Genomic DNA, 18,122 nt, shown 5'->3' on the forward strand with positions numbered 1-18,122 from the left:
GCGACCGTGCCGATGAGCATCGCACCGAGGGCACCCCCGGCGACGAGCTGCTTCCTTGCTCGTGCGTTCATGTTGTTGCTCTCCATCGTTGGAGTTGTTGTCGGACCGGATCACCATAGCGGCGAACCATGCGGTTTCACAGAGATGCGCGAGAAGTGGTCAACCACTGTTAAGGAAGTGAACGAACACCCTTCGTCCGTTCACGCACCGTTGCGTACAGTCCTCTCTCCGTCGTTCGTCGTCGAACAGGCGTCGACGGTTCACCACGCCCTCGCGCGTGCTTCCGCACGGACGATGATGCCATCACTCCAGAGCTGCGTCACCCAGCTGACCATGGCGGGTCGCGCGAGCGCGGTCAGCGAGACCTCGGCGGTGCGCCCGTCGGCGGTGGTCGCGTCGACCACCCGGACGCCGTCCAGCCCGGCCGTCGCGTCGGGGTGTTCCTGCAGGTAGTCCCGCACTTCCGCCTGGATCTCACCGTCGGTCAGCGTGAGCACCGCGCCGTCCGTCGGACGCTCGGCGGCGCCCGCGTAGAACGTCTCCTGCGACATGGAATCTGCCGCCGCGAGCGCGAGCGCGTCGGCGAGGTCGAACAGCCGTTTGCGCTCGAGGTGGACCTGCGTCGCGCTCACCACCACGGTGACGAGCAGCAGGGCGAACGCCACGAACGCGGACGTGAGCAGCATGATCTGGCCGGACTCGCGAGCGAGGGCGTCCTCGGGCGTGTCCTCGCGCGAGCCCTTGCGGGTCGACCTGCCGGCGTCACGGGCGGTGCCGGCGGGCGCGTCCCACCGACCGGTCGTCCTCGCGCCCGTCACGGTCGCCGCGCCGCGTACTGGTCGACCTCGGCGACGAAGCGCGACTCGACCGGGACGGACAGGGGGACGGCGTCGCGGACGAACGCCGGGACGAGCGGGAGCGGCACGTCGAGCCGCACGTGCGCGGCGACGTCGCTCCCCGGCTCGAGGCACGGCGACGTCGAGCAGGCCACCGTGAGCGTGTCGCTCGGCCCCTCGTCGAACCCCTGGTCCTCGAGCGCGATCGCGACCGCCGCGCCGGCCCGGGCGCGCGCCTCGGCGCTCGAGGGCGCGGTGACGAACGCGCGCGCCGCCTCGCGCGCGGCGCCCTCGACCGCGAACGTGGCCGCCTGGACGCGGCCCACCGTGAGCACCAGGTACAGGAGGGGCAGCAGGAGGACGAGCGCCACGCCGAGGAACTCGACCACCGCGTTCCCGCGCTCGCCCGGCTCCGGTGACGACGCGCACGCCGGTCCGGTGAGCCGTGCGCGGGCGCGTCGCACCGGCTCGGGCACGGCGATCCTCATGCGCCCTCCTCGAGCGCGTGCCCGGAGACCGTCACGGCCCCGGACGGTCCGAGCAGGCCGACGACCGGCAGCGGCGCCGTGACGGTCACCTCCACGACGGCCAGTCCGTCCACCGTGCTCTGGCGTGCCGTGACGTCCTGCGCGTAGCGCGACGACAGCGAGGCCGCGATGAGCTCCTGCGTCCGGGCGACGCCGTCGGACGGGCCGCGGTCGGCACGCCCCGCCACCCGTGCCCCCTCTGCGGCACAGTCGATGATCATCGACCGCACGTGGACGGCGAGGGCGACCTGGACCACGCCGAGGAAGAGCACGAGCACGAGGACGGAGACGAGCGTGAAGTCCACGACCGCGGACCCGCGCTCGTGCTCCGACGCGCCCTGCACGTCAGGGTCCGCTGACGCTGCTGATCGCGTCGCTGAAGGCCGCGGTGAGCGCGGGCCCGGCGACGGCCCACAGCGCGATCACGAGTCCCGCCGTCATCAGGGTGATGAGCACCCATCCCGGCACGTCCCCGCGCTCGACGTCCGCGCCCGACAACCGCCGGTAGATCCCCGCGCCGGCGCTGCGTGCCCGGCGCACCGTCCTGCTGAGCAGCGTGTGCATGCGTCCTCCTCCTGCGGCGCCCCGTCCTCGGGTGCGCGTGCGATGTCGTGCGATCGTTCGTGGGCTGTCGTGGTGGTCTGGCGGCGGTCGAGGCTCGTCGGGCGGGGTCGTCTCAGAAACCGATCCGCAGGGTCGCGACCGACGGGAACACGGCGAACACGACGGTCACCGGGAGAATGAGGAACACCACCGGGACCATCATGAGGACCTCCTTGCGCCCGCCCGCCTCCATGAGGGCGCGCCGGCCCGACTCGCGCACGTCCTGCGCCTGGGACCGCAGCACCTCCGCCAGGGGCGTGCCGCGCTCGACCGCGACGGCCACGCCCTCGGCGAAGCGCGTCAGGCTGGGCAGCGACGTGCGGTCCGCGAGCTGCTCGAGCGCCCGCGTCAGCGGCGCGCCGGCGCGCACGGACGCGAGGGTCGTCGAGAGCTCGGCGGAGAGCTCTCCGCGGGCTGTCGACGCGACGCGCTCGAGCGCCGCGACAGGGCCTTCGCCGGCCGCGACGGCGAGGGCGAGGAGCTCGGCGACGGTCGGGAACTCCGCGAGCATGCGCTCCTCGCGACGCCGGACCGCCCGCGCCAGGTGCTGGTCGCACGCCAGGACCCCGCCCACACCGCACAAGATCGCGAGCAGCACGAGCGCGACGACCGACGACCCACGCGTGGCGGCGAGCAGGACCGCCAGCAGCGTCCCCGCGGCGAGCCCGAGCACACCCCAGACCAGCTGACGGGCACGGAACTGGTCGACGCTCTCGGCGCGTCCAGCGCGGTCGAGGCGCCGACGCAGCTCCCCCCGCGTCGAGCCGATCCGGTCGAGCGCCCGACCGGCGTCGGCGACCCACGGTGCGACGAGCCGTTCGATCGTCGGGAAGGGCGTGTGCACCGGCTGGTCGCGCAGCAGGGCGGAGGTCGCGTCGCGCGTGCGCAGGTACGGCGCGAGCCGTTCGTCGAGCCGGATGGCCCGTCCGCGGACGCCGGCGGCGACGAGCAGGACGCCGATGCCGGCGAGGGCACCGGCCGCGGCTCCGACCCACGAGATCTCGGGAGCGGTCATCGCAGGACCCTCTCCTCCTCCGGCAGGCGACCGATCCGCAGCATGAGCTGGTAGGCCACCACCGTGCACGCCGCGCCTCCGGCGAGGACGAGCGCGCCTGTGACGGAGTTGTACGCCGCCGCGGTCTCCGGACGGGTCGCGAGGAAGCCGAGCACGACCCACGGCCCCGCGACGGCCAAACGAGCGCCGTTGACCGTCCAGGACTGACGTGCTTCGAGCTCCCCGCGCGTGCGGGCGTCCTCGCGCAGGAACGTCGACAGGGTCCGCAGGAGCCGGCCGAGGTCGGTGCCGCCGACGTCGCGGGTCAGGCGCAGCGCCTCGACGATACGGTCGGCGACCGGGTCGGCGAGCCGCTCCTTCAGCGCGTCCAGGCAGTCGCCGAACCGCCCGCTCGCTCGGTAGTCCTGTGCGAAGCGCCGGAACGGCTCGCGCAGCTCGAGCGGCCCGCGGTCGCCGAGCTGGCCCACCGCCTCCGGCAACGACAGCCCGGCGCGGACGCCCGACGCGAGGTGGTCCACGACCTCCGGCCACACGTCGCGCAGCCGGGCGCGCCGGTGCCGGGCACGCGCCCGGACGAGCATCGCGGGCGCGGACGCGGCGATGAGGGCGAAGCACGCGGCGATCGTCGCCGACCGGGTCAGCACGCCCGCCACGAGCAGGACGGCGACGCCGACGCCCACGCTGCTGCCGACGAGGGCACCGGGTGTGACCGAGGGGGCGCCGGCCTGGACGAGGAGGTCCTGCGTTCGGGCGGACCAGCCGTCGGGTCGGCGGGGCCGGCGCGGCCCGGGCGCCAGAACGACCACCAGACGCAGAACAGGCCCGCCCCGAGGAGGAGGCCGACGACGACGCCCACGTCAGCGCACCCCCGACCACGCGCCGTCGGCCAGGGCACGACGCTCGTACCCCGCCTCGGGCCGCAGCAGCGCGGCGAGGTCGATGCCGGCACGCGCGAACCGATCGGCCGCCGGCGGGTAGCCGTCGCCCCGGACCAGGGCGTCGCCGGAGCGGACGAACAGCTCCGACGCCTCGACGACACCCTCCTCGACGCGTCCCGGCACGCCCAGGATCTCGCGCACGCGACGCCGCCCGTCGACGTCCACCCCGAGGTGCACGACGAGGTCGACGGCGGACGCGACGGTGGGAACCACGAACCGGTCCGAGACGTTCTCCCCCGCGAGCAGCGGCAGCGTGGACATCTTGGCGAGCGCCTCCCGCGCCGAGTTGGCGTGGATCGTGCACATCCCGGGAACTCCGGCGTTCAGAGCGATCAGGAGGTCGAAGCTCTCCGCCTCACGCACCTCGCCGATGACGATCCGATCCGGGCGCATGCGCAGCGCCTCCTTGACGAGGCGACGCAACGGGATCTCCCCCGTCCCCTCGAGGCTCGGCTGCCGGCACTGCATCGACACGATGTCGCGCACCGCGAAGCGCAGCTCGAACACCTCCTCGCACGTGATGACGCGCTGCGTCGCCGGGATCGATCCGGCGAGGGCGTTGAGCATGGTCGTCTTGCCGGCCTGCGTCGCTCCCGCGACGAGGACGTTCAGGCCGGCGCGGACCGACGCGTCGAGGAAGGCGGCCGCCTGCGCGGTGAGCGACCCGAGGCGCACGAGGTCGTCGAGGTGCGACGCCCGCACGACGTGCTTGCGGATGTTGACGGCGAAGCTCTCCCGGGTGACGTCGGGGATGACGACGTGGAGCCGCTCGCCGCCCGGGAGCGCGGCGTCGACGAACGGGCTGGACAGGTCGAGCCGGCGGCCCGAGGAGCGCAGCATCTGCTCGACGAGGTCGCGCACCTGCTGGGCGGTGAGGATCGTGGTGGTGAGCTCGGAGACCCCGCCGCGGGCCACGAAGACCTGCTGCGGGCTGTTGATCCAGATCTCCTCGATCTCCGGGTCGTCGAGGTACTGCTGCAACGGTCCGAGGCCGGCGACCGCGTCCACGACCGCCCGTCCGGCCGCCGTCGGGTCGGCCAGCGGCGTGACGGCTCCGAGCGCGCTGCGCGTCTCGTAGTCGGCCACCGCGTCGCGCACGAGGCGGTCGACCGCCGCCCGGTCGCGTGCCGGGTCGACCCCGCGGCGACGGACGAGCTCGCGCACCTCGCTCTCGAGCACGGCGATCCCGTGCGCGTCGACGGACATCCGCGCGTCCACCTCGCTCCCGTTCGGCCGGCAGCTGCGCGCCGGAATCTGGACGAACGACGCCAGACAGTAGGGCATCGGAGCATCAGCGCAGAAGTGCCCTTGTGGACAACGGCGACCGATCGGCAGGATTCCGCCGGTCCCGGGCGCGTCTCGTCCCACATGATGAGCGCCCACGACGCGCGCCGTCGGGCGCGGCGAGCCCGACCGACCAGGACCGATGGCAGGTCGGCGACGGCCGGTAGGGTCGGCGCATGGCACCGCAGACCGGACCGCTCCCGCCCGGCCGCTGGCGGGACGCCGCGCGCGCGACCGGTCTGCTCTCCCCCGACGGCCACGTCGCGTCGACGGTCTTCGCCGAGATGACCGACCTCGCGCGCCGCACGGGCGCGATCAACCTCGGGCAGGGCTTCCCCGACGTCGACGGGCCGGCCGCCGTCAAGCACGCGGCGCAGCGGGCGATCGAGGACGGGCACAACCAGTACCCGCCCGGCCCGGGGGTCCTCGCGCTGCGCAACGCGGTCGCCGACCACCAGTTCCGCCACTACGGCCTGGACCCCGACCCGGAGACCGAGGTGCTCGTCACCACGGGCGCCACCGAGGCGATCGCCGCCACGCTGCTCGCGCTCGCCGGACCGGGCGACGACGTCGTGACCCTCGAACCGTTCTACGACTCCCACGCGGCCGGCATCGCACTCGCCGGCGCGCGCCACGTCACCGTCCCGCTGGTCCCCGGCCGCGACCGCTTCCACCTCGACGTCGACGCGCTGCGCGCCGCGGTCACCGACCGCACGCGGATCATCCTCGTGAACTCGCCGCACAACCCGACCGGCACCGTCCTCACACTCGACGAGCTCGACGCGATCGCCGCCGTCGCACGCCGCCACGACGCCGTCGTCGTCACCGACGAGGTCTACGAGCACCTGACGTACGACGACGCCCCGCACGTCCCGATCGCCACGCTGCCCGGCATGCGCCAGCGCACGATCACCGTCTCGTCGGCCGGCAAGACGTTCTCGTTCACCGGCTGGAAGGTCGGCTGGCTGCACGGCCCCGCGCCGCTCGTCACGGCCGTGCGCACGGTCAAGCAGTTCCTCACCTACGCATCCGGCGCCCCGTTCCAGCCGGCGATCGCCGACGCCCTCGCCGACGACGAGACGCCGAGGGCCCTCGCCGACTCCCTCGCGGTGCGCCGCGACCTGCTGTGCACCGGTCTCGAGGCGGCGGGGTTCGACGTCGTGGTGCCGCAGGGCACGTACTTCGTCGTGGCCGACGGCGCCCCGCTCGGCCACGACGACGGCGTCGCCCTGTGCCGCGCGCTGCCCGAGCTCGCCGGCGTGGTCGGCGTCCCGGTGAGCGCGTTCTGCACGCCCGGCTCACCGACGGCCCGGGCCCTCGCGTCGCGCGTGCGGTTCACGTTCGTCAAGCGCGACGACGTGCTCCGCGACGCCGTCGAGCGCTCGCCCGCCTGCGCCGCGCCTGACCCGTCCGGTCAGCCGCAGACGCCCGGGAGCAGGGTCTCCGTCGGCGTCGGCTCGGGAGCGGGTTCCCCGGTGCCGGCGTCGGTGCCCGGGTCCGTCGTGCCCGCGTCGTCGCCCGTGCCGTCGGCGGGCGGAGCGGGGTCCGCGGCCGTCTCCGCGCCGTCGGCGGGCTGCTCCTCGCCGGAGCCGGGCGCGGTCGCGTCGTCGCGCGGGTCCGCCGGTTCCTCGTGGCCGGGGGGCGGCTCGTCCGCGGCGATGCGCTCCCAGATCGCGTCGGCCTCCGACGTCCACACGACCCGGTTGGGGTCGCTGGGCGCGGTCGCCACGGGCAGCTCGGTGAAGACGATCTCGGACGTGCTGATGTTCCGCAGGCTGTAGGCGAGCCCCGCGAGCGCGGTCGGATCGGCGATCGAGGGGTCGGCGCTGATGGAGCCGAGCACCGCCTGGATGAGGCCGTAGAGCTGCGGTGAGTTGGTGATGAGGTTCTTGTCGAGGATCTCGCGGATCATCGAGTCGATGAAGGCCTGCTGACGCTGGATGCGAGCGAGGTCGCTGCCGAGCTCGAGCCCCATCCCCTGGCCGCCGCGCGCCCGGAGGAAGTCGATGGACGTCCGCCCGTCCAGCGTCTGCTCGCCGGCAGGGATGTTGAGCCCGGGCGAGTGCTTGCCTCCGATGACCGGCTCGGGGAAGCACATCGTCACGCCGTCGAGCGCGTCGACCACGCCGATCACGCCGCTCATCTTCACGACGACGTGGTTGGTGACGGGGACGCCGGTGAGCTCCTGGACCGCGTTGATGGTGCACGCGGCGGCGTGGTCGATGTCGTCGACCCCGCCGGAACCGATCTCGAACGCCGAGTTGAACATCGCGCTGCGCTGGGGGGAGGACATGGAGCCGTTCGGGAGCTTGCACGCCGGCAGCGGGACGAGGGAGTCGCGCGGGATGGACACGACCTCCATGCGGGTGCGGTCGCCCGACACGTGCGCGAGCAGCGTGGTGTCGGACCGCATGCCCCCCTCCTCACCAGCGATGGCGGCGTTCTCGGCGTCGCGGTAGTCCGTGCCCATGACGAGGACGTTGAGCGCGCGCCCGGCGAACGGGTCGTCGGGGTCCTCGGGCGGCTCCGCCGCGGGCCCGCCGACGACGAGGTCGGACACGTCGCTCACGGTGATCTGCGACTTGAGGTCGAGGTACACGGCGCCGGCACCCACGGCGACGAAGGTCAGGGCACCCGTGAGGACCAGGCCGACCACCCGCGCGACCCGGTGCGAGGCGAGTCGGCGCGCATGGTGAGGACCGACCGCGGGACGGTGCGCGGACGGTTGTCTGGTCGATGGCACCCCCGCAGGGTAGAGGGTCGACCCGCAGACGACCGCGCGACACCACGCCGATTCCGTGAAGGCCGCGCGAAGATCACTCCCGTGACTTCCCGGGCACGGGCCGCGGACGGGCGCGCGTGCGCCCGGCGGGCGTCACACCGGCGTGTGCCAGCCGCCCTTGCGGAAGGCGGGCGTGGCGAGCCCGAGGACGAGGAGCGACGTGCACACCGCGCCGAGCATGACGCCGGACATCGCGACGGCGTCGCCGCCGAGGAAGCCGACGAGCGGGCTCACGAGCCCGGCGACGCCGGACTGGAACGCGCCGATGACGGCGGCCGCGGTGCCGGCGATCTCCCCGTGCCGCGTGAGGGCGAGCGCCGAGGCGTTCGCGGGGATGAGGCCCTGGAGCGCCAGGACGAGCCACAGGGCGACGAGGAGACCTACGAGCCCGCCCGCGCCGGTCACGGCGACGACGACGAGGCCGGTCGCGAAGACGCCCTGCAGGACGAGCGCGGTGCGCAGCAGCCGGATCGGCGCGACCCGCCGCACGAGCGCGGCGTTCGCCTGCGCCGAGACGACGAGCCCGACGCCGTTGATCGCGAACAGCAGCGCGAACTGGCCGTGGCTGAGGTCGAAGCCCTCCTGGAGCACGAACGGCGACCCCACGACGTAGCTCATGAGCACCGCCTGACCGAGCCCGGGCAGGACGGCGAGGGCGACGAAGTGCCGGTCGCGCAGCAGGCTGCCGTAGCCGCGCAGGACGGTCCGCGCCCCCGCGGGCCGTCGACGCTCGAGGGGCAGCGACTCGGGCATCCACCGGAGCACGATCGCGCCGAGCACGAGGCCCGCGGCGGCGAGCACCCAGAAGACGGCGCGCCACGTCGCGTGCGCCCCGATGAACGAGCCGAGCGTCGGTGCCAGGAGCGGCGCGAGACCGATGACGAGCATGAGCCGCGAGAGGATGCGTGCGGCGTCCGACCCGGTGAAGCGGTCGCGGATGGCCGCGATCGCGACCACCGACGCGGACGCGTTGAAGAACCCCTGGAGCACGCGCAGCGCGACGAGCAGCCCGATGTTCGGCGCGAGCGCGCACAGCAGCGACGTCACGACGTGCAGAGACAGCCCGACGACCACGGGCAGGCGACGGCCGAACCGGTCGGACAGCGGCCCGATGACGAGCTGGCCGACGGCGCCGCCGACGAGCATCCCCGACAGGGTGAGCTGGGCGAGCGAGTCGGGCGCGCCGAGCTCCGCCCCCACCTCGGGCAGGAGCGGCAGGTACATGTCGACCGTCAGCGCGGGCAGCGTCGCGAGGGCGCCGAGCAGGAGCACCCACTTGGCCGACGACCTGGTCCTGGGCAGGGCTGTGTCGACCGACGAAGAGGGCATGACCCCCATCGTAACGATTCGACATCGAAAACGGTCGCCTGGGGCGACGTGATCCGCCTCTCGTCCTCGAGCGGCGCGCGTCGTCCTCGAGCGGCGCGCGTCGTCCTCGAGCGGCGCGCGTCGTCCTCGAGCGGCGCGCGCCTCCGCGCAGCGGCGTCCGCGCCGGGCCCCGTGTGGGCGGCCTGCGGCACGCTGGGAGCATGTGCGGACGCTACGCCTCCTTCCGGGACGCCCAGGACCTCGCGGACGAGTTCGCCGTCGCGGAGATCGCCGACGACGCCCGCCTGCTCCCGCCGTCGTGGAACCTCGCCCCGACGGACCCGGTGCGCATCGTCGTCGAGCGCGCCGCGAAGGACACGGGCGAGGTCCGGCGCTCGTTGCGGATCGCACGCTGGGGGCTCGTGCCGTCCTGGTCGAAGAGCCCGGCCGGCGCAGCCCGGATGATCAACGCGCGCGCGGAGTCCGTCCTCGACAAGCCGGCGTTCGCCAAGCCGTTCGCCGTCCGGCGCTGCCTGGTCCCCGCGGACGGCTACTACGAGTGGCGCCCGCTGCCCGACGCCGCGTCCCCCGCGGGCGACGCGTCCCGGCCGCGCCGGGGAAGACACCCAAGCAGCCGTACTACATCACCCCGCAGCACGGTCGGAGCGCCGCGTTCGCGGGGCTCTACGAGTTCTGGCGCGACCGCACGAAGGCGGACGACGACCCCGACCGCTGGCTCGTCTCGACGACCATCGTCACGACCGACGCGGCGCCGGACCTCGCCGAGATCCACGACCGCATGCCGCTCGTCCTGCCCCCGGACGCGTGGGACGCGTGGCTCGACCCGGCGGTCGACGCGGAGGGCGCCGCCGGTCTGCTGCGGCTGGGCGGACCGCACGGCGACGTGCCGATGGCGGCGCGCGAGGTCTCGACCCTCGTCAACACGGTGAGCAACGACGGCCCCGGGCTGCTCGAGGCCGTCTGACGCGTCCCCGGTCGGCTGCGGGCAGTCGCTCAGCCGCGGTAGGCGCGCTGCAGGCGGACCGGCTCGATCGTGCCGAGGCCCTGGACCTCGCGCTCCGGCTGGGCGGTGAGCGCGAAGCGCGTGTCGTCGGCGAGCAGACCCGCCGTGTCCCGGTCGACGAGCACGGCCGCCGGCTCCGCGATGTCCACCAGGCGCGCCGCCAGGTTGACGCTGGGGCCGAAGACGTCGCCGAACCGGGACAGCACCCGTCCCCACACGAGGCTCACGCGCACGGGCGGGACGTCGACGTCCTCCGCCCGTCCCCCGGCCTCGGCGAGGCCGAGCGCGACCCGCGCCCCGGTGACGACGTCGTCCGCGACGAACAGGACCGCGTCCCCGATCGTCTTGACCACCCGCCCGCCCGCCGCGGTGATGACGTCGCGCGCGCTCGTCTCGAACAGCTGCACGAACTCGGCGAGCTCGCTCGACCCGAGGCCGCGCGTGCGCTGCGTGAAGGCGACGATGTCCGCGAACCCGACCGCGCGCGGCAGCGGGAGCTCGTGCTCGTCGACGGCGGTGGACCGTGCCTGGGAGAACTCGACGGCGAACCGTCCGGCGACGGCCGCGAGCTGCCGGTGCCACGCGTGCACGAGCTGCTGCTCGAGGACCGGCGCGAGGTCGGGCAGTCGGTCGAGCACCAGGAGGCGCGCGCTCGTGTCGTCGAGGTCGAAGCGCCGCGTCACGTGCTCGACGAGCGCCTCGACCTGCCACAGCACGAGCCGCTCGGTCGTGTGGCCCGTCGACCGGATGAGCGTCGTCAGCGCGCGGTCGTCGAGCGCCTCCTCCTCGGCGAGGGCGTGCACGGCGGAGAGCGCCTGCGCGTCCTTCTCGGTGAACGCGGGCACCTCGCCCTCGGTGACGGGGAGCCCGAGCGCCTGCCAGTAGTCGCGCACGCGGGCGACGTCGACGCCGGCGCGCTCGGCGAGGCGGTCGACGGTGAGGGTGCGGGGCCCTCCGAGCAGGGCCTCGTCGAGCGCGGCCTCGGTGCCGCCGGGGGCCGGTCCGGCGGCGTCCTCCGGGCTGCCGGACGGGACGGCGTCGGGGACGTCCTGCGTGCGGGGCAGGTCGACGGCGTCGTTCTCCTCGGGCACCCGGCGATCCTACGACGGGGCGTGGCCCTCGGGCTGGTCGTCGGTCCGGTCGTCGGCGCGCAGGTGGTGGACGTCGCCGCTGCGCTGGACGCTCGTCGTGCCGTCGTCGTGCCGGAGGACGAGCCCGCCGTCGGGTGCGAGGGCGACGGCGGCGCCGAGCACCTCGTCGCCGTCGACGCGCTCGACGCGCACGCGGGCGCCGAGGGTCGCGCACACCTCGGCGCAGTCGGCGTCGAGGCCCGCTGCACGCGCGTCGCCGTGGGCGTCCTGCCACCGGGTGATCACCTCGTGGAACGCCTCGGCGAGCGCCACGAGCAGCACCTCGCGGTCGGTGGTCGCGGCCCCGGCGAGGGCGAGGGAGGTCGCGGTGGGCACGGGCAGCTCGTCCCGGCCCTGCGTCACGTTGAGCCCGACGCGACGACCACCGCGCCGTCGGGCAGCACCTCGGCGAGGATCCCCGCGACCTTGCGCAGACCTCCGTGCAGAGGACCGGACGGGTCCCCGGAGGCGTCGGGGACGAGGACGTCGTTGGGCCACTTGACGACGGCGTCCACGCTCGCGGTCGCACGCAGGGCCCGCACCGTCGCGAGCCCGGCGAGCAGCGGCAGCCAGCTGAGCGTCTCGGCGGGGACGTCGGACCGGAGCAGGAGCGAGCCGAGCAGCGCGGCGCGGGGCGGCGTCGTCCACGTGCGGCCGAGGCGTCCGCGCCCTGCGCCCTGGTGCTCGGCGACGAGCAGCGCGGGCGCCGGCCACGCCGGCGGGTCCTGCGCGACGGCGCGGGCGAGCTCGCCGTTCGTCGACGCGGACTCCTCGACGACCTCGAGCCGCCCGAGCGGCCCGGCGGGCGCCACCAGCAGCTCGCGCAGGAACTCCGCCCGCAACGCGGGCCGCGTCGCGTCGTGCGGAACGCGCGCGTCGTCGGACCGTGTCTCGCCGTCGGGCAACGTCACCATCCCGCCATCCTCGCCCACGCGAGGGCCGACGGCGCCGTCGGCCCGCCGCCGAACCCCGGGTTGCGCACCACCACGGCCGCCGAACGGTGGACGACCCGGGGTTCGGCGGCCCAGCACCCCCGAGACCGACGCGCGTTGTGGGGACCCGCCAACGGCGACCCGCACTCCGCTGGCGACGACCGCATCGAGTTGGTCCCTCCCACCAACTAGTCTCGACCGTGTGACCGAGTCCTCCGCCACGACAGACGCCCCCACCGCCACGGCCTCCGGCGCCCCGGACGCGGCTCCCCTCGCGGGGACGGCCGCGAAGCTCGCCGACCTCGACCGCCGCCGGGCCGCGGCGACGACGGAACCGGAGGAGGCGGCGCGCGCGAAGCAGCACGCACGCGGGAAGAAGACGGCGCGCGAGCGCATCGAGGCGCTGCTGGACGAGGGCAGCTTCGTCGAGCTGGACGCGTTCGCGAAGCACCGCTCCGTGAACTTCGGCCTCGAGAAGAAGCGCCTCGCGGGCGACGGGGTCGTCGTCGGGCACGGCACGATCGACGGTCGTCAGGTGTGCGTGTACAGCCAGGACTTCACGGTGTTCGGCGGGAGCTCGGCGAGGTGCACGGGCAGAAGATCACGAAGGTCCAGGACCTGGCGCTGCGCACGGGCGTGCCGCTGATCGGCATCAGCGACGGCGGCGGCGCGCGCATCCAGGAGGGCGTCGCGGCGCTGACGCAGTTCGCGGAGATCTTCCGCCGCAACGTGGCGGCGTCGGGCGTGATCCCGCAGATCTCGCTGATCCTGGGCCCGAGCGCGGGCGGCGCGGTCTACTCCCCCGCCCTGACCGACTTCATCGTCATGGCCGACCAGACGTCGAACATGTTCATCACCGGCCCGGACGTGATCCGCGCGGTGACGGGCGAGGACGTCGGGTTCGAGGAGCTGGGCGGTGCGCTGACGCACAACGAGCGGTCCGGGGTCGCGCACTACATGGGCGCGGACGAGGACGACGCGATCGACTACGTGCGCCACCTCGTGTCGTACCTGCCGCAGAACAACCTCTCGGACGCGCCGTCGTTCCCGCCCGAGGACACCCCGCTCGACGTGACGGACGTCGACCTCGAGCTCGACGAGCTCGTCCCGGACTCCGACTCCCAGCCGTACGACATGCGGACCGTGGTCGAGCACGTGCTGGACGAGGGCGCGTTCCTCGAGGTGCAGCCGCTGTTCGCGAAGAACGTCATGGTCGGGTTCGGGCACGTCGAGGGCCAGGCGGTGGGCGTCGTCGCCAACCAGCCGCTGTCGATGGCGGGCACGCTCGACATCGACGCGGCCGAGAAGGCGGCGCGGTTCGTGCGCACGTGCGACGCGTTCAACATCCCCGTGCTGACGCTGGTCGACGTGCCGGGCTTCCTGCCGGGCACCGACCAGGAGTGGAACGGCATCATCCGGCGTGGCGCCAAGCTCATCTACGCGTACGCGGAGGCGACGGTCCCGCTCGTCACGATCATCACGCGCAAGGCCTACGGCGGCGCGTACATCGTCATGGGGTCCAAGCAGCTCGGCGCGGACGTCAACCTCGCGTGGCCGACGGCGCAGGTCGCGGTCATGGGCGCCGGCGGCGCGGTGAACATCCTCCAGCGCGCCACGCTCAAGCGCGTCGCGGACGCGGGCGAGGACGTGGAGGCGGAGCGCACCCGGCTCGTGGCCGAGTACGAGGACGCGATCGTCAACCCGTGGGACGCGGCCGAGCGCGGCTACGTCGACGCGGTGATCCGCCCGTCGGAGACCCGCGTGCAGGTCGTGCGGGCGCTGCGCGCGCTGCGCACCAAGCGTGCGAGCCTGCCGCCGAAGAAGCACGGCAACATCCCCCTGTGACGGCGAGCAGCTGGAGGTCGGCGAGGACGTGGAGGAACCAGGGATGAGCCACGAGGACGCCACGCACGGGCCCGCCCCGCTCGGTGCGGTGGACCCGGCGCCCATGCACGCCGCGGTCGACGCGCTCGCGGCGGCGCTGCACGAGTACGTGGAGGCCGCCGTCGGCGTGCGCGCGGAGTTCGGGGCGCACGAGGCCGACGAGGACCCGCGCATCCTCGCGCTCGAGCAGCGGGTCGGCGCGAACAACGCGCGCCTCTTCGACGCGCTGCACGACGCGCTCGGCATGCATCCCGACCTGACGTCGTCGGTGTGGGAGCCGGATCCCGACGGGGCGGACGAGGACGCCGGGGACGCGGCCCCCCACGACACGGTCGCGGAGGAGTTCTACCTCGCTTCGTCGTCGCCCCGCCGACCCGGACGGCGGACGTCGGTCTGGACGACGTCGTGAGCCTGCTCGACGAGGCGGGCACCGCGGTCGTCCAGCGGCTCGTCGAGTCCGGCTTCGACGTGGTCGAGTGGACGGCGTCGCGCGGCGACGCGTTCGACGACGCGGACGACGACGAGGGAGACGACGGGACGGGGGACGACCGATGAGCCCGGACCACGGGCCGAGCGTGCGCGTCGTGCGCGGCACCCCGGACGAGATCGAGGTCGCGGCCCTCGTCGCGGGGCTGGCCGCCGCGGCGGCCGCGGCCGACGTGCCCGACGACGTGGCGCCGGTCGACGAGTGGACGAACCGCGTCCGGGGCCTGCGCGGGACGGGCGGTGGCGCGACCGCGAAGAGCTTCGGCGGACGCTCCGGGCGCCACAACGCCGACGCCTGGCGTTGGAGCCTGCGCTCGTGAGCGCCGGCACGCCCACCGGCCCCGCGCGCGTCTCGCGCCTGCCCGTGCGCTCCGTGCTCGTCGAGCTGCCCCAGAGCCCCGGCGCCGTGGAGTCGCCGCCCGTCGCGCTGCCCGACCCTGCCCCCCTCGCGTTCTGGCGGCGGTGGTCCTGGGCGGTCGCGTTCGTCCCGACGGTCGGGCTCGTCGTGTACCAGCGGCTCGCCCCCGGTCGCGGCTGGCCCGTGCCGGACGCCGTCGTGGTCGCCGCGACGCTCGGCCTCCTCGTGACGGCGCTGCTCGCGCTCGTGCGCTACCTCGACGACCGGGGTGCGGCGGCTCTCGCGCGGGGGCGCCGTGCGGTGCTCGACGCCCCGGTGCAGGCGACGGCCACGTTCACGCCGGCGCCCGCGCGCGGCGCCGCGAGCGCCGGCGCGGACCCGGCCGGGTCCGTGCCGGACGTGACCGGGTCCGCGCGGACCGAGGACGGCACGCTCACCGTCGTCCCCACGTCGGGGACACCGCTCGCGCGGCCGGTGCGCGTCACCGTCCCCGCCGGTGTGGCGGGGCCGCGCCCGGGCGACCCGCTCGCCGTCTGGCACGCGGCGGACGACGAGGACGCCACGGGCGTGCTGCTCGTGCGCTACCACCGCACGTGGGCCGACGACGTCCTGGACGCGATGCGTCCCCCCGCCGACGGCGCCGACGCCGACGCCGACGCGTGACCCGGGGTCCGTGCCGGTGGTGGTGCGGGCTACCCTCGTGCGCGTGAGCACACCCCCCTCTCCCGCACCGCGCCCCGCCTCGGACCCCGCGACGGACGGTCGCGCGCACCGCACGCCCACGGCGATCGACGCCGTCGCGGAGGCGTACACGACCCGGGTCGCCGAGCTCGACCCGATCGCGGCGACCGCCATGGGCCTGCCCGGCTACGACCACCTGGTGACCGACCTGTCCCCCGCGGGCCACGAGGCGCGCGCCGACGCCGACCGCGCGGTGCTGCGCGAGCTCGACGGCCTCGAGCCGGCCGACGACGTCGACCGCGTGACCCTCGCGGCGATGCGCGAGCGCGTGGGGCTCCAGCTCGAGCTGCACGAGGCGGGCGAGCCGCTCGCGAGCCTCAACAACATCGCGTCGCCGGTGCAGGAGCTGCGCGACGTGTTCGACATCATGCCGACGGGGACGGTCGAGGCGTGGGAGAACGTCGCCGCGCGACTGAACGGGCTGCCGGGCGCGCTCGAGGGCTACACGGCCTCGCTCGCCGAGGCCGCCTCGCGCGGCAACGTCGCGGCGGTCCGCCAGGTGCGCGTCGCCGCCGAGCAGGCGCGCGAGCTCGCGGACGCCGGGTCGTCCTTCTTCACGACGTTCGTGCAGGGCGAGGCCGCCGCGGCCGCGCTCGACGACTCGGCGGCGTGCTCGCTCGTGCGCGCGGAGCTGGAGCGGGGCGCGGCGGCGGCGCGCGAGGCGTACGGGCGCCTCGCGGAGTTCCTCAAGACGACGCTCGCGCCGCAGGCGCCCGAGCGCAACGCCGTGGGCCGCGAGCGCTACGGCCTGTTCTCGCGCACGTTCCTCGGCGCGCAGGTGGACCTCGACGAGACGTACGCGTGGGGTCTCGAGGAGCTGGAGCGCGTCGTCGCGGAGCAGGAGGAGGTCGCGCGCCGCATCGCAGGCCCGGGCGCGAGCGTCGAGGACGCCGTGGCCGCGCTCGACGCCGACCCGGCCCGCAAACTCGTGGGCACCGACGCCTGCGGGCCTGGATGCAGGAGACGTCCGACGCGGCGATCACCGCGCTGAACGGCACGCACTTCGCGATCCCCGCGCCGGTGCTCGATCTCGAGTGCATGATCGCGCCCACCCAGACGGGCGGCATCTACTACACGCCCCCGAGCGACGACTTCTCCCGCCCCGGGCGCATGTGGTGGTCCGTGCCGGCCGACGTCTCGGAGTTCAACACGTGGCGCGAGAAGACGACCGTGTACCACGAGGGCGTCCCGGGCCACCACCTGCAGTGCGGTCAGGCCGTCTTCGCCCGCGACACCCTGAACACGTGGCGCCGCCTCGCGTGCTGGGTCTCGGGCCACGGCGAGGGCTGGGCCCTGTACGCGGAGCGCCTCATGGCGGACCTCGGATTCATGGAGGACGACGGGGACCGGCTCGGGATGCTCGACGCGCAGCGCATGCGCGCCGCGCGCGTGGTGCTCGACATCGGCGTCCACCTCGGCCTGCCCGCGCCCGAGAAGTGGCGCGGCGGTGCGACGGACCCGCGATGGGACGCCGAGAAGGCGTGGGCGTTCCTGTCGGCCAACGTCAACATGCCCGCGTCGTTCGTGCGCTTCGAGCTGGACCGCTACCTGGGCTGGCCGGGGCAGGCGCCGTCGTACAAGGTCGGTCAGCGTCTGTGGGAGCAGACGCGCGACGCCGCCCGGGCGAAGGCCGAGGGGCGCGGCGAGACGTTCGACGTCCGCACGTTCCACGAGCGCGCCCTGGGCCTCGGCTCCGTCGGGCTCGACGTGCTGCGCGACGCGCTCGCCTGACGCGCCGCGGTGGGGGCCGTCCTCGTCGGCTTCGCGACGATCGGCGTCGTCGTCGCGGCCGGGTACGTCAGCGCCCGGCTCGGCATCGGCGGGCCGGGCGCGAGGACGGCGCTCCACCAGGTCGGGTTCTTCGTCGCGAGCCCGGCGCTGCTGTTCACCGTGCTCGCCCGCGCGGACGTCGCGGCCCTGGTCCAGGCGCCGCTGCTCGTCGCCGCGGTCGGCGCGCTCGTGTCGGCAGGGGTCTTCGTCGTGGTCGACCGGCTCTGGCTCCGGCTGCCCGTCCCGGAGGCGACGGTCGGCGCCGTCGCCTCCGGGTACGTCAACGCCAACAACATCGGCCTGCCCGTGGCGGTGTACGTGCTCGGGGACGCCGCGGTGGTCGTCCCCGTCATCCTGCTCCAGCTGCTCGTCCTCGCGCCGGTCGCCCTCCTCGTCCTCGACGCGTCGACGAGCGGTCGCCTGTCGTGGCGGTTCGTGCTCGCGCAGCCGGTGCGCAACCCGATCATCCTCGGCTCCTTCGCGGGCGCGTCGTCTCCCTGACGG

17 protein-coding genes and 5 pseudogenes are annotated in these 18,122 nt (G+C 74.7%); 10 read left to right on the top strand and 12 right to left on the bottom strand.

Annotated elements, in window-relative coordinates:
- Positions 1-260 precede the first annotated feature (260 nt).
- The 7 genes and pseudogenes from BJF88_RS03455 to BJF88_RS03485 form a co-directional block, all read right to left on the bottom strand.
- Positions 261-818 carry a pilus assembly protein TadG-related protein gene (locus tag BJF88_RS03455; RefSeq protein ID WP_255371716.1) on the bottom strand — a complete coding sequence of 186 codons (558 nt, stop codon included), beginning with the start codon at positions 816-818 and terminating at the stop codon, positions 261-263.
- On the bottom strand, positions 815-1,324 hold the full coding sequence (locus tag BJF88_RS03460) for a TadE/TadG family type IV pilus assembly protein (RefSeq protein WP_139315893.1): 510 nt from the start codon (positions 1,322-1,324) through the stop codon (positions 815-817). The genes BJF88_RS03455 and BJF88_RS03460 overlap by 4 nt, the downstream gene beginning before the upstream one ends.
- Positions 1,321-1,707: a TadE/TadG family type IV pilus assembly protein gene (locus BJF88_RS03465; protein ID WP_075827771.1), complete on the bottom strand. Its 387-nt coding sequence runs from the start codon at positions 1,705-1,707 to the stop codon at positions 1,321-1,323. Before BJF88_RS03465 ends, BJF88_RS03460 begins: the two co-directional genes overlap by 4 nt.
- 1 nt (position 1,708) lies before the next feature.
- Entirely contained in the window at positions 1,709-1,927 is a 219-nt protein-coding gene (locus BJF88_RS03470; RefSeq protein ID WP_139315894.1) for a hypothetical protein, read from the bottom strand.
- A gap of 112 nt (positions 1,928-2,039) precedes the next feature.
- A complete protein-coding gene (locus tag BJF88_RS03475; protein ID WP_075827772.1) occupies positions 2,040-2,981 on the bottom strand; it encodes a type II secretion system F family protein in 942 nt (313 codons plus the stop codon).
- Positions 2,978-3,837, bottom strand: a pseudogene (locus BJF88_RS03480) (type II secretion system F family protein). The gene BJF88_RS03475 and the pseudogene BJF88_RS03480 overlap by 4 nt, the downstream one beginning before the upstream one ends.
- 1 nt (position 3,838) lies before the next feature.
- The gene (locus BJF88_RS03485) at positions 3,839-5,125 is read right to left on the bottom strand and encodes a CpaF family protein (RefSeq protein WP_075827774.1); all 1,287 of its coding nucleotides are present in this window, start codon (positions 5,123-5,125) and stop codon (positions 3,839-3,841) included.
- A gap of 254 nt (positions 5,126-5,379) precedes the next feature.
- Between BJF88_RS03485 and BJF88_RS03490 the strand changes: the two are divergent.
- Positions 5,380-6,594, top strand: a pseudogene (locus BJF88_RS03490) (pyridoxal phosphate-dependent aminotransferase); the annotation flags it as partial.
- A 23-nt stretch (positions 6,595-6,617) separates the two neighbouring features.
- Here BJF88_RS03490 and BJF88_RS03495 read toward each other — a convergent pair.
- The gene (locus BJF88_RS03495; protein WP_075827775.1) at positions 6,618-7,859 is read right to left on the bottom strand and encodes an LCP family protein; all 1,242 of its coding nucleotides are present in this window, start codon (positions 7,857-7,859) and stop codon (positions 6,618-6,620) included.
- Between the two features lie 219 nt (positions 7,860-8,078).
- The gene (locus BJF88_RS03500; RefSeq protein WP_075827803.1) at positions 8,079-9,314 is read right to left on the bottom strand and encodes a multidrug effflux MFS transporter; all 1,236 of its coding nucleotides are present in this window, start codon (positions 9,312-9,314) and stop codon (positions 8,079-8,081) included.
- Positions 9,315-9,514: 200 nt separating this feature from the next.
- Here BJF88_RS03500 and BJF88_RS21085 point away from each other — a divergent pair.
- Positions 9,515-9,802, top strand: a pseudogene (locus BJF88_RS21085) (SOS response-associated peptidase family protein); the annotation flags it as partial.
- A gap of 50 nt (positions 9,803-9,852) precedes the next feature.
- Positions 9,853-10,278, top strand: coding sequence for an SOS response-associated peptidase (locus BJF88_RS21090; RefSeq protein ID WP_255371717.1), 426 nt, complete (start codon positions 9,853-9,855; stop codon positions 10,276-10,278).
- 29 nt (positions 10,279-10,307) lie between these two features.
- Here BJF88_RS21090 and BJF88_RS03510 read toward each other — a convergent pair whose 3' ends face one another.
- From BJF88_RS03510 to BJF88_RS23005, 3 genes are read right to left on the bottom strand one after another with little or no spacing between them, the layout of a single operon-like run.
- Entirely contained in the window at positions 10,308-11,408 is a 1,101-nt protein-coding gene (locus BJF88_RS03510; RefSeq protein ID WP_255371718.1) for an adenylate/guanylate cyclase domain-containing protein, read from the bottom strand.
- Between the two features lie 9 nt (positions 11,409-11,417).
- The gene (locus BJF88_RS23000) at positions 11,418-11,783 is read right to left on the bottom strand and encodes a hypothetical protein (RefSeq protein WP_369824469.1); all 366 of its coding nucleotides are present in this window, start codon (positions 11,781-11,783) and stop codon (positions 11,418-11,420) included.
- A 23-nt stretch (positions 11,784-11,806) separates the two neighbouring features.
- Positions 11,807-12,361 (bottom strand): biotin--[acetyl-CoA-carboxylase] ligase, encoded by a 555-nt coding sequence (locus BJF88_RS23005; protein ID WP_369824470.1) that lies wholly within the window; start codon positions 12,359-12,361, stop codon positions 11,807-11,809.
- Positions 12,362-12,581: 220 nt separating this feature from the next.
- Between BJF88_RS23005 and BJF88_RS03520 the strand changes: the two are divergent.
- The 7 genes and pseudogenes from BJF88_RS03520 to BJF88_RS23015 all read left to right on the top strand — a co-directional run bounded on the left by BJF88_RS03520 (position 12,582) and on the right by BJF88_RS23015 (position 18,119).
- Positions 12,582-14,224: pseudogene (locus BJF88_RS03520) on the top strand (acyl-CoA carboxylase subunit beta).
- Between the two features lie 43 nt (positions 14,225-14,267).
- Positions 14,268-14,672 carry a hypothetical protein gene (locus BJF88_RS03525; RefSeq protein ID WP_369824471.1) on the top strand — a complete coding sequence of 135 codons (405 nt, stop codon included), beginning with the start codon at positions 14,268-14,270 and terminating at the stop codon, positions 14,670-14,672.
- Complete coding sequence (locus BJF88_RS23010; RefSeq protein ID WP_369824472.1) at positions 14,669-14,818, top strand: hypothetical protein; 150 nt, start codon at positions 14,669-14,671, stop codon at positions 14,816-14,818. Before BJF88_RS03525 ends, BJF88_RS23010 begins: the two co-directional genes overlap by 4 nt.
- Positions 14,815-15,069, top strand: a complete 255-nt coding sequence (locus tag BJF88_RS03530; RefSeq protein ID WP_075827776.1) for an acyl-CoA carboxylase epsilon subunit — start codon at positions 14,815-14,817, stop codon at positions 15,067-15,069. Before BJF88_RS23010 ends, BJF88_RS03530 begins: the two co-directional genes overlap by 4 nt.
- Positions 15,066-15,770 (top strand): hypothetical protein, encoded by a 705-nt coding sequence (locus tag BJF88_RS03535; RefSeq protein ID WP_075827777.1) that lies wholly within the window; start codon positions 15,066-15,068, stop codon positions 15,768-15,770. The genes BJF88_RS03530 and BJF88_RS03535 overlap by 4 nt, the downstream gene beginning before the upstream one ends.
- A gap of 190 nt (positions 15,771-15,960) precedes the next feature.
- Positions 15,961-17,579 (top strand): annotated as a pseudogene (locus BJF88_RS03540) (DUF885 domain-containing protein).
- Positions 17,580-17,588: 9 nt separating this feature from the next.
- A complete protein-coding gene (locus BJF88_RS23015; RefSeq protein ID WP_369824473.1) occupies positions 17,589-18,119 on the top strand; it encodes an AEC family transporter in 531 nt (176 codons plus the stop codon).
- The last annotated feature ends 3 nt before the right edge of the window (positions 18,120-18,122 follow it).

Origin of the sequence: Cellulosimicrobium sp. CUA-896 (assembly GCF_001942335.1) — a bacterium.
Classification (GTDB): domain Bacteria; phylum Actinomycetota; class Actinomycetes; order Actinomycetales; family Cellulomonadaceae; genus Cellulosimicrobium.

What these genes read in the sequence shown, in the direction of transcription:
- BJF88_RS03525 (WP_369824471.1), top strand. Translation starts at nt 14,268, where the DNA reads ATGAGCCACGAGGACGCCACGCACGGGCCCGCCCCGCTCGGTGCGGTG.
- BJF88_RS23005 (WP_369824470.1), bottom strand. Translation starts at nt 12,361, where the DNA reads ATGGTGACGTTGCCCGACGGCGAGACACGGTCCGACGACGCGCGCGTT.
- BJF88_RS03475 (WP_075827772.1), bottom strand. Translation starts at nt 2,981, where the DNA reads ATGACCGCTCCCGAGATCTCGTGGGTCGGAGCCGCGGCCGGTGCCCTC.
- BJF88_RS03485 (WP_075827774.1), bottom strand. Translation starts at nt 5,125, where the DNA reads ATGTCCGTCGACGCGCACGGGATCGCCGTGCTCGAGAGCGAGGTGCGC.
- BJF88_RS03460 (WP_139315893.1), bottom strand. Translation starts at nt 1,324, where the DNA reads ATGAGGATCGCCGTGCCCGAGCCGGTGCGACGCGCCCGCGCACGGCTC.
- BJF88_RS03530 (WP_075827776.1), top strand. Translation starts at nt 14,815, where the DNA reads ATGAGCCCGGACCACGGGCCGAGCGTGCGCGTCGTGCGCGGCACCCCG.
- BJF88_RS03470 (WP_139315894.1), bottom strand. Translation starts at nt 1,927, where the DNA reads ATGCACACGCTGCTCAGCAGGACGGTGCGCCGGGCACGCAGCGCCGGC.
- BJF88_RS03500 (WP_075827803.1), bottom strand. Translation starts at nt 9,314, where the DNA reads ATGCCCTCTTCGTCGGTCGACACAGCCCTGCCCAGGACCAGGTCGTCG.